The sequence below is a fragment of the Ruegeria sp. AM1 genome (genome assembly GCF_056540745.1).
In genome coordinates this window covers 48,028-63,387 of the sequence record NZ_JBQFXH010000010.1, presented here as the reverse complement: position 1 = coordinate 63,387, position 15,360 = coordinate 48,028, and the positions used below count along the sequence as shown (strand labels likewise).

Sequence of the window (15,360 nt, the reverse complement as noted above, 5' to 3'; positions counted from 1 at the left end):
ACCAGTGCAAATTGGTTCTCACCATCGGTTATCCAATATTGACTATGATCCCCATGAGACCATTCGGGGGATAGCTCAAAGACCGCGCCCTCCGCGAGTTTCATAATACCCGCAGTATTTGAACCACTTGGAAGTCGAGAGAAGCGCACGACCAAACTGCTTTCAAACGGCCTGGACTCGAGAGAAGGGTATATTAATGAAAGGTAGCCGCTTGCTGTTCCAAGAACCAACAGAAAACCACTGGCTGCTGCACCAAGCGCGACAAATACTACTGTCGCGCATTTCCAACGCCCTGAGTTTTCTGACATTATGAAACACTTAGGTATCTATGACTTAGGCGCTTCAAAGCCTCCCATGGGCAGCAGGAACGAAAAGTTTTAAGAAAACAACGCAAATCTAACTTAGTCTTACAAGCTGTCCATACCCCTCCTACCACAACCTCTGCACCAAAACGGTCGTTTATGTTACTGGTGGCAGTGCGCCCATAAGCATTGAAAAATCTTATACCACAAACCCTTGGCAAAATCGGTTTGATTTTGTCACGTTTTTGGTTGCAGCCGGAGGAGCCGACATTGGTACAAGGAGTAGCATGGGCGACTCTGGCCTCTAACCGGATATCGGAGCGACCGCAGCATAGCTTAGAAAAGGCCACGCAGCTTAGCTCAGGCTGGCCCTGTGCCGTAGGTAGACGCCTATCATTTTCTCCACCTTCTCAGTTGACGTAAGAAGAATGAACGAATTCTATTGATCCATGAGAAATCGATTGACAGCAAGCGTGGCCTTTCTTGTTGCGACGCTAACGAGTATTTCATCAGTTTCTGCACAAGATTGCGCGCGCGACGCGATGCTCGTGTTTGATGGCTCAGCCTCGATGGCAGAACTTGGTTTGCATCTGGATAGGCCCACGAGGATTGATGCTGCTCGTGCGGCCTTGCAAGACGCGATGCCTCAGATCGCCCCAATTCGTCGTATCGGCTTGATCACCTACGGTCCGGGCCCCGAGAATTCCTGTGACGGAATTAATCTGAAGTTCCAACCGGTCGCGAATGCGATGCAGCCAGTGATGGACGCAATTGCCTTGTTGGATCCAAACGGATTGACGCCGCTTACGGAAGCGGTCCGGGAAGCATCCGAAGTGCTCAACTACCGCACGGATCCTGGCATCGTGGTGCTGGTCACGGATGGCAATGAGACTTGCGGAGGCTCGCCCTGCGCGCTTGGTGCAGAGCTCGCGTCTACTGCTGCAAATCTGACTGTGCATGTTATCGGGTTCCATGTTGATACAGGCCGGTTTGCAGGCGACAGCCCAGACGTAGAACTTTTTCCTGATGACGTTTCTGTAGCGAAATGCATTTCTGATCGCACTGGTGGTATGTATATCTCCACCGAAACCATTGAAGAGCTTAGCGATGCGCTGCGCAGAACCTTGGGCTGCGATGCTATCGGCTAATCCGTATCGGTACAGTGCGGATGCTGGGTGCAAAACAGCGTTTTCTTCAGCGCAATCGACAATCGGAAGCGCGAGCTAATCGGTTTGCACCTTACGGTCCACACCTGCCTTGCACCTACCTTTCAAGTTGATGCAGTTGTGGCTCGTAAAGCAGTCGTTAGTTGCGTGCAAAAAGTAGGGTGGCGAATTGGTGTATTGCAGCATAACATATGACCACCGATCTGGTTCATTGTGTCAAATAATGGATGCTGATGTCTTTGACCGATGGCCGGACGCTGAAAATCGACTACAAAGAAGCTGAGACCATCAGCCCGTTCTTGATGTGAAAGAGTAGGCGGAGGCACTGGGTCTCCATTTGCGCTGTCGGGAACGCCCGAGCGGACGCGTGACAGGTGGAAAATTCTCTGACCGCGGATACATCCATCATCTGCTCAGAAATCCAATCTATACTGGCTGTATCCAAGGTCGGGAAAGGGCCGTCAGCGCTTGCCATCAGGACATAAAGCCGGGTCGCCTGCTAGGTGATCCAGAAGCGCGCGCACCCGAGTGGTAATGCGCCTGTTCTGCGGAAACAGCGCAGCGACGACATATGGCGACACTCGGTTTTCGGGAAAAAGCTCGACCAGATCGCCGGAGTGTAAGGCGTCGGCGATGGTGTAGGCGGGGCACCGTGCGATGGCTGCGCCTTGTGCAGCAAGGCGCGCTGATGCTGCGGGGGCGTTCATACGGAAGCGCCCATTGACCTGGACAGCCTCTTCATGACCGTTGATGCTGAACCTCCACACCGTGGGCTCAGTCATGTTGCCATCGAGGATGCATTCATGCGTTGCAAGAGCCCGCGGATGGCTCGGGCACCCCGCGCGCTCCAGATAGGCCGGTGAGGCACAGACAACCAGGGGCATGCGGCCCAATTGGCGAACCTTGAGCGAGCTGTCCCGCATGGGGCCAATCCTGACAGCTAGGTCGAGGCCCTCCTCAACAATTGACGCTCTGCGGTCAGAGAACTTTAGATCAAGCTCCACATTGGGATGTTTCTCGGCAAACTTGGCGAGCGAAGGGATCAACCGCAATGAGCCAAACCCCGTTGGCGCCGAAATATGGATCACGCCGCGCAGAGAGGTCTGCTCATTTCTGACCCGGTCTTCGAGCTCGTCAAACCCGTCCAGAAGTGGCTCGCACAGCGTCAGGTATGTTGCCCCGACATCTGTCAAAGAGACGCTACGCGTCGTGCGATTGAGCAACTGCACACCAAGCGCGTTTTCCAGATCAGCGACGTATTTGCTGACCAAACGCGCAGATCGCCCCATGCGCTGCGCGGCAACGGTAAAAGACGCATTCTTTGCGACGAGCGCAAAGGCCCGCATGCGGTCGATTTTGTCCATCTTATTGCGCCCTTTCAGGGCTTAAACTTGGGCAATAATAGGTGATTATCATCATCACGTGCAACCGATATTGGTCATTCTGCAGCTCAAATTTACTGGAGATACACATGTCCAACGCCGTTCGCATTCATCATTTCGCAAAATCAGGCCACGCACATCGCGCCTTGGTCTTTGCAAAACTCGCTGGGATTGCACATGATGCCATTCCTGTTGATCTGGCCGCTGGAGCGCATAAATCACCTGAATTTCTTGCCATGAACCCGAATGGGCAAGTCCCAGTTCTTGAGGATGGCGAGGTTGTTGTGTCCGATTCGAATGCGATCCTTGTCTATCTTGCGCGGACCTATGCACCTGACTGGATGCCAACCGATCCGGTCGGAGAAGCCAATGTGCAGAGCTGGCTCACGTTGGCGGCTGGAGAGATTGCATTTGGGTCCTGTGCTGCACGATTGATTACCGTCTTTGGCGCACCGCTGGATCCAGGGTTCGCCACTGCGACTGCCGAAAAAGCAATGCAAAAACTGGAACACGGGCTTACCGGCAGCGATTGGCTTGTGGGCGCACGGCCCACAATCGCTGATGTGGCCAGCTATTCCTATACGGCGCACGCGCCGGAGGGGAATGTCTCTCTCGAGCCATTCCCGAATATCCGTGCCTGGCTCGCTCGGTTCGAGGCGTTGCCTGGTTTTGAACCCATGCCGGCAACCGCTGTTGGTCTTGTTACAGAGTGAAAGGACAAACCCATGACGACCGAAGCCCAACGGCATCCTTTGCCACCGTTCTCAAAAGAAACCGCCATTCAAAAGGTGCGCCTGGCCGAGGACGGTTGGAACGGTCGGAATCCTGCAAAGGTCGCGCTGGCCTACACGCCGGACAGCAAGTGGCGCAACCGGGCCGAGTTTCCCGAAGGGCGCGGTCAGATTGAGGAGTTCCTGACCCGGAAATGGGCCAAGGAGCTGAACTACCGTCTGATCAAAGAGCTTTGGGCCCATGACGGCAATCGCATCGCGGTCCGCTACGCCTATGAGTACCACGATGACAGCGGAAACTGGTTCCGGGCCTATGGCAATGAAAATTGGGAGTTCGACAAGGATGGCTATATGGAACGCCGGTTTGCCAGCATCAATGAACACCCCATCCAAGAAGCGGATCGAAAGTTCCGCTGGCCGCTGGGGCGTCGTCCGGATGACCACCCCGGTCTGAGCGATTTAGGGCTCTGACGCGGCGAACGTGAAAGGATCAAGCGATGGCACAGATACATAAATCGCACAAAGGTGAGTTGATGCTGCAAGAGCGGCGTCACACTCCCAAAGAGCTGAGCGATGCGATCCCGCACTACATCGACAGCGATATGCCGAAACAGCATGCGGATTTCTTTGCGGGTCTGTCCTATTTGCCGCTTGCAACGCTTGACCGTCAGGGACGCCCATGGGTCAGCCTTCTGGTCACACAGTCAGGCAACGACCCATCCATTGGCATTCAGGTTGCAGGCCGCAACACCACACATGTTGTGGCGGAAACCAATCCGAATGACCCCTTTTTGCGCGCTGTGGGCCAAGATCCCATATCAGGCCTTGAGGCGCGGCTTTTTGCCGGGGTTGGGATCGACTTCGCCAATCGCCGACGAAACAAAATCGCGGGCTCCATACGTGCCGCAAGTGTTGAGGGCAGGGGGAAGATCAGGTTACAGCTCTTGTCTGATCAGCACTTGGGGAACTGCCCCAAGTACATCACTGTCCGCACCTTGGAACACGACAAGCGCAGTCCTGAAATTGTCTATGACGGCTTTGATGCGCACATATCTGCGTTGCCGGATGAGGCCAAATCCGTCGTGGCGCGCGCAAGCACTGTATTTCTGGCGACGAAACACACAAGTGATGACACCGCTGCAGGTGTTCAGACCGATATGGGCGTCAACCATCGCGGTGGCGCGCCCGGCTTTACCCGCCTCTATGAAGAGGACGATGGGGCACAGGTCACGACCTATTTGGTTCTGCCCGATCATTCTGGCAATCGCTTCTACCAGTCGCTGGGCAATATCGAAACGGACCCGCAGGTTGGGCTGGTCTTTCCAGACTTCACAACGGGCGGGATCCTTTACATCACGGGCGATGCTGAAAATCTGATTGGTGATGACGCAGACGCGTTGATGCCGCGCGTGAACCTGCTGACACGTATCAAGGTGACGGGCGCGGTTTTCTTGCGCGGAGGCCTGAACCTCAAGCTGGCATCACAAGAACAGCTCTCCCCTTACAATCCGCCAGTCAAATACTTGCGCGCAGAGTTGGAGCAGATGGGGCATGCAATCGAGGCGAACGACGCCGCAACCCCATTGACCGCCAAGCTTGTCGCAACAAAACCCCTGTCCAGCACAATCAGTACCTTCGAATTCGCGCTGTCTAAGCCAATCAAAGCCCCGTTGCCCGGTGGGTTTGGCGTCTTTGACTTCTCAGACCTTGTGGACGCCGGATATAGCCACATGAATGAGGCAAACCCTCAGCTTGTGAACGAGGACTACGTCCGCACATGGACGCTTTCCGACGCGCCGAAGTTTGACGAAGAGAGCAACGCTTTTCGCACGACCAATCGGGTCAGTGTGACGGTCAAACGTAAACCGGGCGGTCTGATGTCCAATGTTCTGCACGCCAACGCGGAAAAGTTGATCACGCACAAACTTCCAGTTCTGTTCAAGGGCACCGGCGCGGGCTTTTCGTGTTTTTCCGAAGCGGCTGAGGGCAGCCGCCCAAAACTCCCAGCAAAGATGCTTTGGATCGCGGGCGGCGTTGGCGTTACCCCGTTCATGGCGATGTGGGACGGGATCAAACAAGTGGTAAAAGCTTACCCACAGGACCAGCACATCGATATCGTGTTTCTGTTATCCGGTCGGGACGATGACATCGCAGTTCTGCAGCACTTTGCGGTGCACAACAGCTCTGTTTTGGATCAGGTGACGATACGTATTATTGCGTTTCAAAGCGCAGGCGAAAACCCACTGGCTGCGAAACCCGCACGCGATGGTTTGTACGTAATGTTCACCGATCAGCCGCTGAAGCTTGAGGAGCGACGCATGCGTAGCGAAGACATTCAATCGGTCACGCATCTCGGAATGCGAGATGTGTATATGTGCGGTCCTGAAGCTATGATGACCAGTACGGAAGCGGCGCTCAACGAGTTGGGCGTTGAAGAAGCAAGACGTCACCGCGAGACCTTTGTGTTTTGATAGGGGGGACAAAGACTTGTCCATGACGTCGCAGGACAGGATCATCAACACTGTGATTGGGTGTGAAAAGGCTTTCGTCATTTGGTGGCCAACGCAAAGTGCCATCATCTGCGCGGTACCATTGATCATCTAGATCGGGTCTGTGGAAGGGTTCTCGCTTAGGTGGAACCCTGCCGCTAGTCGTCCCCCAAATCCGCGTCCTAGATACACCTCGCGCAATCAACACATCCGCGCCCGAGAGGACAGCACCGGCGAGGCCTCCGGTGGCGGCGCCGTCGAGGCGGTCACCCGCTACTTTAGTCGAAACATCCTAGTATTTGAGATAATGCACGCAATCAACAGGCAAGCTTCTCGGCAGGGGGTCTTAGTTCCGATTCAAGGGAAAAGCACCTTTCGGGCGGTCGAATACTTCTGCTCGAGACGTTTTCGTTGTTCTGTGTCTTCCAACAAGTGAAGCCTTGATTGATTATGTTCCAAATCCGCGCGTTTGACTGAGGTGGCAATATGATTGGTCAAAACGCGATCCAGATATGCACCATATGCCTCACCTGGACGTTTTGTGATGCAATCTACTGCATCTCTGACCTCTTGCCCAAACATCTCCTCGATTATGGGCAAGCTCACGATATCTCGATCCTCACAGTCTTCGACAGTGTCGTGAAGTAGTGCGACCACCTCATAAATCTCCCCAAGGGGACGAACGACGGCTGCAACTGAAAGAACATGGGACATATAATCGACACCCAGGTTATCTCGTTGATTTTTGTGTGCGCGTCGAGCGAGCTGAGCAGCTTTGAGAAAAAAGTCACTTGTCGTTTCGTCAGTTTTTGGTGGAAATATCTGTTTCATAATACTGCTCACTAGTAATTTCCTGGCCGGAAAGAATAGTATCGAAAAGCAACTTGTTGCTTTTTGGAACTTCTTTCTCGGCTTTTTCATTTGTGAACCGCCTAAAGTGTTTACCAGTACTTGCCTCATAGCGGAACATAACCGCCTCGTAATCGTCATGCACATAGTAGTCAGATGTGCGGTGGAAGAAATCGTTCGCCATATTGTTTCCTCCTAATCAAACAAACCATAGTAAGCACGGCTTTGGTTGCGAATTCTTTCTACTTCTCAAGCACTTAGCCCACCCGATCGAACTTGTTCATAGAACACGTGCCCTCGGTCTCCAATATTGCCATGTTGGCCAACCTGCGCATCATATGTTGCGTCACCCAATATCGTACGCGCAATGGCAGGCGGCTCTTTTGCAAAGATCATTCCCGACGTATTCACTTGTATCTCACCTTGTGGACCGTTTGCTTCTAGCTCCCTTATCAAACTCGGTATCTGTGAGCTGTCCACATCGATCGTATTGCGCGCCACATCCGTCAGCCCTGCCGCTCGCGACGACGTCTTCATAGGTCTGGTCGAGAAGGCCCCTAAACCCCAAGTTATTCAAATACTCTTTTGGGGAGCGAATAACGGGAAAACAGAACCTATCTATGAAGGCGGCTCGGCGATTTCTTCGACCACACCGGGAAACCCATCACTCCTGCCACATCCAAACACCGTCGACAGGAACAACATCACCGTTCTTTTCGATCTTAACTCGTGAATGGAAACCAAACTTCTCAATCATTTGGTTTCAAACGTCAGACCGTGTCTCATCTTCAACATATTGTTGAAACAGTGCATGCTGTTGTTTGAACGTCCATCCGGATGCTGCTTCTGATAGATCGTGTAAAATTTTGTTATTTCTTTGATCAATGAGAGATGTTATCGCCATGGCCCCCAGAGGTATACCATTTCGACCTTTAACAGTGATGTGGTCTTTCAAAACATTCAAAAGACGAGGCAACTCTATCATCTCATCTTTGACTCTTGAGGCTAACTCGGTCATCGCCCAAGATCGCTGCAAATAGAGTTGTTCATTCTCAGCGATCGCGAAGAGCGTTTGTGTGTCAAATTTGGATATCGCATCCCGTTCAATCTCCATTGCGACCCCACAAAAATACGCTGCTACGCTAGCGTACGAAGCTTGCCTATCTCTTCAACCATGTCTGGGAAACCACTGCACCGAACAGTCTTCATTTCCTCAACGTAAGCTGCTCGTTCCTAAGTCCAACAGGTGTTATTGTCCATGAATACACTAAACCCGCTCCACCAGATGCCGGGACTGAACGCCTGACGAAGTCACCGGAGGCTCCGTTGAAAACGGTCGACTACGATGCTCCAGTCGTAGCTCTTTACTGCCTCCGCAATGAGTCGTCTACTCTGGTATAGACTTGTTCAGCTTACAAAAGAACTCGTATATTTGATCATTTGTGAAGTTTATGCTTGGCAGTAACGACGCAAAATCAAAGTCTTTGTTTCGCACAGCCCATTTTATGGATTCTTTTATTTCGGAGAGTTCTTCCTTGGAGTAGTCCTTAGACGCTAGTGCCCATTCTTCTTTAGTAAATCCAGAAAAATCATCAACATTTCTAATGTGATGGAGCTTAAACAAAGGGATGCGGATGAAGTTTGATGGATGCATTTAAAGTCCGTCTCCTGTACCAGATTTTCTGGTACTGACCTTGGTTCACAGCTTCACGGAACCATATTCAAAAACGTCTTCGATAACTTCATCCCCATATTTACGCACTGCTTTTGCGATCGACATTTCATGATCAGTGCGATAGCGACGAGATGATAATATCTTGTCACCAGACAAGAAAACCGAAATATCAGCTTGTTCTAGTGCGTGTATTACAAGCGCATTGGGTAACTCTGCATCTAGTTTGGTACGATATTGAGTGTTCACTAAAACATCATGGTTTGCGTACAATGAAGCATAGTTTGCCCATTCATCCATCTCAAATGTTCGTTTCAGAATATTGGGGTAAGAACGTAGTAACGATTTCAGCTGCCATAACTTCATAGTCATCTTGATCCATATGGAATAGGGTTTACTGTGTATCCGATGTCTTCCCAATATCGGATTGCGGCCGCCCACTGCGTACGCGATATTCCTGCCCGCTCGCCACTCCTCGCAACTTGGTTTTTTGGTGACGGCATCTAGGATTGTCGTTTGACCGTCTTCAAAAAAATCTAAACCAGCAACTTAAAGTATATAAACTCATGCTGCACACTACTCGGGATGATGTGGGGTCGCTTCTGACCAATTCCATCCTGTTCGCTCAGCGATCTCATCCTCGAAGCCACACGAGGCGACAACGCGGAAACCTTCCTCTCTCAGTTTTGAGATGATATTTGTTAGCGTATCAAGATACGCTGCCTCACCTCGAGATGCTGAGGCAGGTTCGACAAACGCTCCGAATGGCCAATACAAAAAACCGTCCAATGCCGCAGCCGCTTTAGAATCTGCACTGTCCGATAGCTCCAAGTCGAACTCTACCTGCGGCGAAGAAATAGTCCGGCCAACTCGAGTTCCATCTGTAATAACCAGTAAACGTTCGGTTAGTTCATCAAGACTAGAAGGGCCATCAAGATAGAGCCTACAAGTCAAATCATTCATGGTTTTTCATCTCATAGGAATCATAGGGGGACTGTCGAACGGCCCTCCCGCACGAACAATAGAAATATCTACATCCATTCCGAGCTCTGTTTGGAGCTCTTTTGCCAGTCCTCGCAACCTGGCTTCACCTCTGTGAATGCGTCCTTATTGCATATGCCAGGGTTCTCTCTTTGGGGGACACGGGGTTTCAACGACCTCCAAATCCGCGTCCGCGATACACTACTCAACCGTCCTGAGTTTGAGGTATTACGTTACCATCCTCATCGACAGTAATTTTTGCTATCATGCCGTAAGACAGCATTTCGTCAAAAATGGCTTTCACCTCATTCTCTTCAAAAAATCTCCGAAAGAAGTCCTGTTGATCTAAGGTAGACCAATCTGTTGCCGAAACGGCGACCTGTCTCTTCCAATCATCATCCAAATTATCGACTATCGTCCACGCTGCAAGTGTTCCAAGCGGAGCGCCATTTCGTCCACGAATGGCAACAGTTTTACCGACACTGCTTAAAAGTCTCTCTATCGAAGATTTATGCACCAACGCTCGTTTAGCGAGTTCGTCCATTGCCCACGCCCGAGCGAGAAATAAGCTTTCATTTTCAGCAATCTCAAAAAGTGCCTCGTCGGTCATTCTCGGGATATCTTCTCGTTCAATCGTCATCTTTCCGGCCTAAATATTGCGTTCCACTCTCGCGTTCGTAGTACTTCGATTTCGGGGATTATATCTTGATGCCCTGCTCTTCGGACAACGCGCATTTCTTCGGCATAGGCTCTTTGTTCCCACTGCCACCGCATATTGTTATCAAACAGGGCTTCCTGACCGCGCCAGCCAGACGCCTGGTCATCGATAAAATGCTGATACTCATGACGCCAAGCTGCATAAGATGCATCGGGATCCATAACAAGTTCACCCGGCTTACCGCGACCAAGTGGGGAATATGCCATTCTATTACTATCTTCGATAATTTTTACACCTGCTGCTTCCATTTCAGCCCGCATTGCCGCAGTTTCACTGGGATGGCTTTCCCGTGCAGACCCCATTACGCGACGAGCCGGGTCATCTTCTGTTTGAAACGCTTTCGATCGACGGAACTTCGCCCAAATCCTTGTCCTTGAGACCCCGCGCGCAATCAACACACCAGCGCCCGAGAGGACGGCGCCGGCGAGGCCTCCGGTGGCGGCACCCAAGGCGGCTCCGTCGAGGCGGTCTAGTATGCCGCCTTCGTCGTGGCCTGCGCCTGACAGGCCGCCCGTTGCGGCACCGGTGCGGGCTCCGGCTGTGACAGCACCGCGTATGCCTTGCCCGGCGCGGGCGGCATTGGCGGCGGCCCCGCCGACCGGGACAAAGATCGTGGGCACGGCACCTGCGATCTCGCCGCCGACAAACCAGTTCGGATTGGCAAGCCGTTCTGCATCCATCAGTTGACGGCGTTCCGCGACAAGTTCTTCGTAGGAGCGATCGGTGAAGAGTGACTCGAACCGCGCCATGCCCTCTTCGCCGAAACCGAAGGTCAGGCCCTGGCCACCGCCGCCCCAAAAACTCTCCGCATCAGATGCACGCCGCGCATTTGTCGCGAGTTGATATTGCTCAAAGTTTCTACGGCGGTCGTCGAGATAGAGTTCATTGAGCATGTGCTGGGAATCAAACCCCGAAGAGACGTAGTCCCACAGCATATTGGCGCCATAGCCCGCGCCTTCGAACAAGCCCACGCTGGGCTTTTCGTATCTCCCGGCTTCCCGCGCGATCTGATCATAGGCCTGATTGAACCCTTGTTCATCAAGACCCGCAGGTATTCCACGCCAGTCTGAAACAGCATTTTGTTGCAGCGCATGCTCGCGCTGACGCTCGCCGATTTCATCTTCGGCCTCGTCCATCGCTTCGTCAGTGCCGAAGATGACGTAAAGCTGCGTAGCAGGCATCGGGATGTAGTGGCGAGGGGATTTGCCTTCGTCATTGAGAACCCCTGAAGCGACGCGGTCTCCGCTGGCCATGTCGTAGATGCGGTAACCTATGCCGGGAAGTGGCTGACCGGTACTGTCGTCCACAGCGCCCGCTTCGACCCAATTGTCCGGACAGGTTTCGCATATCTGTCCAACGTCTCCGGCAGGTTGACCGTCTGCAGCGGCAAGGCCCTGTCGGAGCAGGGCGGGATTGTTCGGGTTCCCATTTGGTCCCATCAGGCAAAACCCGCATAGAAGTCAGCCATCTGCGCGCGCATCAGGTCGACAGTTTCAGCCCCTTCGACGATCCGGCGCAGCGCGCCGATCAGCGGATCATCAAACCAATATACTCCGTGGATAAGTGCCGCCCCTACATAAGCAAAACGTCTCTCTGCCTCGCGCAGGCCATAGCCGTCCGCATGAGATAAACAGGCATCGAGAAACGCTTGGCGGTGTGCTTGGGTGGCGATCGTCGGGCTTTGGCTGACAAGCCCATGCAGGGAGTCATTGATGGGCTGCGAACCGCTGACCCTTTCGACCAGACGTGCGCCGATGATATCCAGACCTTCCCCCGTCCAGGTTGCACCCAGCCATGTCTCGACAAAGTCGCTCAAAAGCACGAGGCGACGGTTTTGCGGAATGCTCGTGCGGCCCAGGCAATATGCTATCCCGTTCTCGAACCGCGGATCATGAGGAAAGTGGGCGCCCAGCGAGACGCCGATGACGGCCAGCTTGAATACCTCGCGCTTGGACGTGATCTGATAGGCTTGCGCATAGTCTCGAACCGTGCGGACAAATGCGGTCACCTCATCCAAAGATGCCCCCAATGCGGACATATGGGACGGGTAGAAAGCCAGCAATTTCTGAGCTGTCTCACGATCCCAGATGGCGGCAGAGTGCATCTCAAGAGCGGCAAGCTGCTTCTTCGAAAGTCTTAAAGCCAAAGCTTGTAACCAGATAAATGAAAAAGGGTTATGGTTGTATCAATACCAGTTAACCGAGCAATTTCCAGCCGCTTGATGAGGCTCGTTCTGTCATCTCGTCTTATCCGGCAAATAGTCGCCGACATGCGTTCTAAGTGACAACAGGCAGGGTTATTTCTGTCGTACTATTCAGGGTGCCTAAACGGCGATAACGCGCATCTCAGTACATCCATCAAAGTTCGTTGAGATTGCTTCTCATCGCACCGTTGGTTTCAAAACGCATGAATTTCGATGTTCATCGAAAACGACCTTTCCCAAGGCGGGAGAGAAGAGCGAAATCGCTCGAATTATGACTAGGCTTCCCGTTTGTTGGACCGAGTCCTTGCGCTGCGCATATGCGACCATGAAGCAACATCCAAAGTGTTGTGGAAGTTGCGAATTATACAATCGCGCTCCCAAAAATCAGACCGGTATCAGCCCTGCGTCGTTGGGAGGGGAGGCGCAGGGATTTCGGGTGGGCTGTTGAATATCTGGAAGTATTTCGAGAAGTTGGCCAACGGCGCATTCCCGACATACAGCACATCGCCATCTGCGATCTGGAACTTGGATGCATTTAGGATTTGTTGCGGGTCCTTGTAGTCGACCCTGAAAATCACGTCGCCCGTAATAACCCGTTGGCTTCCCTTGGCATCACGCAGGATGAAGGACTCACCTGGTGCCATCCGGCGCATTACGAAAACCGAACGCGGATTGGCCCGTGTAGCCTGTAATCCGCCAGCTTGGGCTATCGCCTTGCTCAGGCTTAGCGTCCCTTCAGCAAACTGGAATTCGCCAGTAGTTAAAAGAGCGCCCTCAGCGATATAGCTGGCATTGCCCTGACCTACGATCACGGTGTCGTTTGGCAAAAGCGGGATATTCGAATTTGGTTTCGCGATCACCTCATCAAGCCGTTGGCTGGCGGTGCGTCCCCTGCGTATCACGGTAACTACGGTTTGATCAGGCACAGAACGAGCACCTCCAGCTGTCGCAATGCCGTCCAGCACGCTTTCACCGCTTGCGGTCAGGCCATAAACGCCCGCTGCGTTGACGTTGCCTTGCACTGTATAGTTGTCCGTGGCCTTACGTGAAATTGACACTGTTGTGGATGGGTTGATGGCGTTTTCACGCAACTTTTCGGTGATGACGCTCTGTGCTCCGGCGGTCGAACGACCACCGATCTGGACAGTGCCAACGAAGGGTAGATTCACCGCGCCGGTATCAGAAACAGGAAACTCGCCCAATGCGATGGCCCCGCTTTCAGAGGCATTAAAGATGCCGGCCTCGCCGGTATCGAACAAGGTCACACCAATCGTGTCACCGGGCTTGATCACACCCGGAAGATGGCGCTGGCGGCCCAGTGTACTTAGATCTCCGGCGGCGCGGCGGTCGCCCAGCTTGCTAACGATCTCATCGTTGATTTGTAGGATTGGCACTTCGGATTTTCGTGCTTTTGATACTATATTCTGTGTCTTAGGGCCGTCGGATGGCGCGCAGGCGGACAGTGCCAGGGCGGCCAAGAAAGCCAGGGACATTCTTTTCATAACTCACTACCTCTTGGTCTAATTGCCATATGGTCGGCTCAAGGTTCCCTTGGCGTCAGAAACGCGATCAGCGCCGTAGCATCAAGGGCAGCCCCCGCGATCAGAGCGTCCTGCGTCAAATGATCTGCCGCCTGTTGCGCGCTGGTCGCGTTTTCTAGTACCTGTGCAATTTCAGCCTCAGCCAGCGCAGCGTGTACACCACCTGAACAGAGCAGGAATCGGTCAGATTCCTTGGCTTTACCTGCTGTGCTCTCTAGGTTCGGACGCATCTCGACACCAAGCGCGCGAGTGATCAAGTTGGGCACTAGCGGATCCACATGATCGCGTGTCAGTTGTATGAATTGCCCTTCGCGTAGCAGGTAGGCGCGGACATTTCCGCTCCAGAACAGCGCGTAGCGTCCACCCTGTATCAACAGCACCGCAACTGATGCGCCAAAGACCCTGCCGGTTGGCATTCCCCGCGCACGAAGCTTGGTGTTGATAGTACCAAGTTTGCCCTTAGCCTCGGCGACAAGATCGTTCATCGAAAAGTGGTTTGCGATTATCCCCAAGGTTTCGGCTGCGTCCTCGACCGCGTTCGTCAATCCGGGCACATGGCCGATGCCGCTGATCAGGCTTAGGGCCTGGCCATTGGGGCCGATAGCAAAGGCATCTGTCAGTGTTGCCTTGCGTGCACCGCGGACTGCGGCGCCTCCGCATTGCGATTTCAGTAGCACGCGATGCCCCACCGCAGGTGGTTGCACAGGCCGTCCACAGCCAGCAGGGGTGTGGCATAGAATCTGATCGTGAAAACAGGATGGATCTGGTAGCCCCTCCAGATGAAGCATTGCGTTTTCCCCATCATGCACCCACCAGAGGCTCTCTGTATTGCCGACCTCCTCTGATCCATCGCGGGTTGGGGGCGCAAAAAGAAACTGCATTGCGTCAAGATCGTGATCTAATTCCGTCCGACTGAATTCGGGCCCCAGAACGGACTGTGCTTGCGCTTCTGCCCACTGGAACCAACCCAGCATTTTGCTGGTCAAATGATCCAGCGGCCCGGTATGCCCGGGCAAAGACGCTGCGATAACCAAGGGAAAATAGCGTCCCACCCGGTCGACACTTGGAATCATCACCAACATGACCGCTTCAGACCCCAGCACACCTGCGCCGACCAATCCACGCCATGCGGGAGCAACAAGGAATGTGTCCAGCCAGTCCCGTCCCAGCGCGCGTTGGCTTTCCCGAACGCACTGGCGCAGCCAACTGTCCAATTTGTTTATCATCCCACGTGACAAACCGTTCGATACAAAGTCACCATGAGTCGGTAATTTGCCAAAATATCCGGTACGCAATTCGATCTGTTGGCGGGTTTGAGATGGCATC

General features: G+C 53.2%; 16 protein-coding genes. 5 read left to right on the top strand and 11 right to left on the bottom strand.

The genetic code is table 11. The features are described from left to right. Positions 1 to 751: 751 nt before the first annotated feature. Complete coding sequence (locus tag ACR0I7_RS16665) at positions 752 to 1,450, top strand: vWA domain-containing protein (RefSeq protein ID WP_480512999.1); 699 nt, start codon at positions 752 to 754, stop codon at positions 1,448 to 1,450. 479 nt (positions 1,451 to 1,929) lie between these two features. On the opposite strand, the gene ACR0I7_RS16660 is transcribed toward ACR0I7_RS16665, so the two are convergent. After that, the gene (locus tag ACR0I7_RS16660) at positions 1,930 to 2,832 is read right to left on the bottom strand and encodes a LysR family transcriptional regulator (protein WP_480512997.1); all 903 of its coding nucleotides are present in this window, start codon (positions 2,830 to 2,832) and stop codon (positions 1,930 to 1,932) included. Between the two features lie 107 nt (positions 2,833 to 2,939). On the opposite strand from ACR0I7_RS16660, the gene ACR0I7_RS16655 reads away from it, so the two are divergent. From ACR0I7_RS16655 to ACR0I7_RS16645, 3 genes are read left to right on the top strand one after another with little or no spacing between them, the layout of a single operon-like run. Beyond that, positions 2,940 to 3,563: a glutathione S-transferase family protein gene (locus ACR0I7_RS16655; protein ID WP_480512995.1), complete on the top strand. Its 624-nt coding sequence runs from the start codon at positions 2,940 to 2,942 to the stop codon at positions 3,561 to 3,563. A gap of 12 nt (positions 3,564 to 3,575) precedes the next feature. Then, entirely contained in the window at positions 3,576 to 4,052 is a 477-nt protein-coding gene (locus ACR0I7_RS16650; RefSeq protein ID WP_480512993.1) for a nuclear transport factor 2 family protein, read from the top strand. A 26-nt stretch (positions 4,053 to 4,078) separates the two neighbouring features. Further along, entirely contained in the window at positions 4,079 to 6,052 is a 1,974-nt protein-coding gene (locus ACR0I7_RS16645; RefSeq protein ID WP_480512991.1) for a pyridoxamine 5'-phosphate oxidase family protein, read from the top strand. A 375-nt stretch (positions 6,053 to 6,427) separates the two neighbouring features. Here the strand turns inward: ACR0I7_RS16645 and ACR0I7_RS16640 are convergent, their stop codons facing one another. Continuing rightward, positions 6,428 to 6,901: an HD domain-containing protein gene (locus ACR0I7_RS16640; protein WP_480512989.1), complete on the bottom strand. Its 474-nt coding sequence runs from the start codon at positions 6,899 to 6,901 to the stop codon at positions 6,428 to 6,430. Next, on the bottom strand, positions 6,873 to 7,103 hold the full coding sequence (locus ACR0I7_RS16635) for a hypothetical protein (protein WP_480512987.1): 231 nt from the start codon (positions 7,101 to 7,103) through the stop codon (positions 6,873 to 6,875). The genes ACR0I7_RS16640 and ACR0I7_RS16635 overlap by 29 nt, the downstream gene beginning before the upstream one ends. Before the next feature lie 183 nt (positions 7,104 to 7,286). Between ACR0I7_RS16635 and ACR0I7_RS16630 the strand changes: the two genes are divergently transcribed. Then, entirely contained in the window at positions 7,287 to 7,652 is a 366-nt protein-coding gene (locus ACR0I7_RS16630; protein ID WP_480512985.1) for a hypothetical protein, read from the top strand. Between the two features lie 30 nt (positions 7,653 to 7,682). Here ACR0I7_RS16630 and ACR0I7_RS16625 read toward each other — a convergent pair whose 3' ends face one another. The 8 genes from ACR0I7_RS16625 to tagF form a co-directional block, all read right to left on the bottom strand. Further along, complete coding sequence (locus ACR0I7_RS16625) at positions 7,683 to 8,033, bottom strand: hypothetical protein (protein WP_480512983.1); 351 nt, start codon at positions 8,031 to 8,033, stop codon at positions 7,683 to 7,685. Between the two features lie 585 nt (positions 8,034 to 8,618). Beyond that, complete coding sequence (locus ACR0I7_RS16620; protein WP_480512982.1) at positions 8,619 to 8,963, bottom strand: hypothetical protein; 345 nt, start codon at positions 8,961 to 8,963, stop codon at positions 8,619 to 8,621. 204 nt (positions 8,964 to 9,167) lie between these two features. Beyond that, positions 9,168 to 9,554, bottom strand: coding sequence for a hypothetical protein (locus ACR0I7_RS16615; RefSeq protein ID WP_480512980.1), 387 nt, complete (start codon positions 9,552 to 9,554; stop codon positions 9,168 to 9,170). Between the two features lie 223 nt (positions 9,555 to 9,777). Next, complete coding sequence (locus tag ACR0I7_RS16610) at positions 9,778 to 10,182, bottom strand: hypothetical protein (RefSeq protein WP_480512978.1); 405 nt, start codon at positions 10,180 to 10,182, stop codon at positions 9,778 to 9,780. A 26-nt stretch (positions 10,183 to 10,208) separates the two neighbouring features. Continuing rightward, positions 10,209 to 11,597: a hypothetical protein gene (locus ACR0I7_RS16605; RefSeq protein WP_480512976.1), complete on the bottom strand. Its 1,389-nt coding sequence runs from the start codon at positions 11,595 to 11,597 to the stop codon at positions 10,209 to 10,211. Positions 11,598 to 11,728: 131 nt separating this feature from the next. After that, positions 11,729 to 12,436, bottom strand: a complete 708-nt coding sequence (locus ACR0I7_RS16600; RefSeq protein WP_480512974.1) for a hypothetical protein — start codon at positions 12,434 to 12,436, stop codon at positions 11,729 to 11,731. A 452-nt stretch (positions 12,437 to 12,888) separates the two neighbouring features. Next, positions 12,889 to 13,986, bottom strand: a complete 1,098-nt coding sequence (locus ACR0I7_RS16595; RefSeq protein ID WP_480512972.1) for a polysaccharide biosynthesis/export family protein — start codon at positions 13,984 to 13,986, stop codon at positions 12,889 to 12,891. A gap of 47 nt (positions 13,987 to 14,033) precedes the next feature. Continuing rightward, positions 14,034 to 15,359, bottom strand: coding sequence for a type VI secretion system-associated protein TagF (gene tagF / locus ACR0I7_RS16590; RefSeq protein ID WP_480512970.1), 1,326 nt, complete (start codon positions 15,357 to 15,359; stop codon positions 14,034 to 14,036). Between the last annotated feature and the right edge of the window lies 1 nt (position 15,360).

Excerpts from the sequence above, each read along its gene's own strand:
- ACR0I7_RS16645 (WP_480512991.1), top strand. The coding sequence starts at position 4,079 with ATGGCACAGATACATAAATCGCACAAAGGTGAGTTGATGCTGCAAGAG.
- ACR0I7_RS16655 (WP_480512995.1), top strand. The coding sequence starts at position 2,940 with ATGTCCAACGCCGTTCGCATTCATCATTTCGCAAAATCAGGCCACGCA.
- ACR0I7_RS16625 (WP_480512983.1), bottom strand. The coding sequence starts at position 8,033 with ATGGAGATTGAACGGGATGCGATATCCAAATTTGACACACAAACGCTC.
- ACR0I7_RS16595 (WP_480512972.1), bottom strand. The coding sequence starts at position 13,986 with ATGTCCCTGGCTTTCTTGGCCGCCCTGGCACTGTCCGCCTGCGCGCCA.
- ACR0I7_RS16620 (WP_480512982.1), bottom strand. The coding sequence starts at position 8,963 with ATGACTATGAAGTTATGGCAGCTGAAATCGTTACTACGTTCTTACCCC.
- ACR0I7_RS16615 (WP_480512980.1), bottom strand. The coding sequence starts at position 9,554 with ATGAATGATTTGACTTGTAGGCTCTATCTTGATGGCCCTTCTAGTCTT.
- ACR0I7_RS16660 (WP_480512997.1), bottom strand. The coding sequence starts at position 2,832 with ATGGACAAAATCGACCGCATGCGGGCCTTTGCGCTCGTCGCAAAGAAT.
- ACR0I7_RS16650 (WP_480512993.1), top strand. The coding sequence starts at position 3,576 with ATGACGACCGAAGCCCAACGGCATCCTTTGCCACCGTTCTCAAAAGAA.
- ACR0I7_RS16610 (WP_480512978.1), bottom strand. The coding sequence starts at position 10,182 with ATGACCGACGAGGCACTTTTTGAGATTGCTGAAAATGAAAGCTTATTT.
- ACR0I7_RS16630 (WP_480512985.1), top strand. The coding sequence starts at position 7,287 with ATGGCAGGCGGCTCTTTTGCAAAGATCATTCCCGACGTATTCACTTGT.
- tagF (WP_480512970.1), bottom strand. The coding sequence starts at position 15,359 with ATGCCATCTCAAACCCGCCAACAGATCGAATTGCGTACCGGATATTTT.
- ACR0I7_RS16665 (WP_480512999.1), top strand. The coding sequence starts at position 752 with ATGAGAAATCGATTGACAGCAAGCGTGGCCTTTCTTGTTGCGACGCTA.
- ACR0I7_RS16635 (WP_480512987.1), bottom strand. The coding sequence starts at position 7,103 with ATGGCGAACGATTTCTTCCACCGCACATCTGACTACTATGTGCATGAC.
- ACR0I7_RS16640 (WP_480512989.1), bottom strand. The coding sequence starts at position 6,901 with ATGAAACAGATATTTCCACCAAAAACTGACGAAACGACAAGTGACTTT.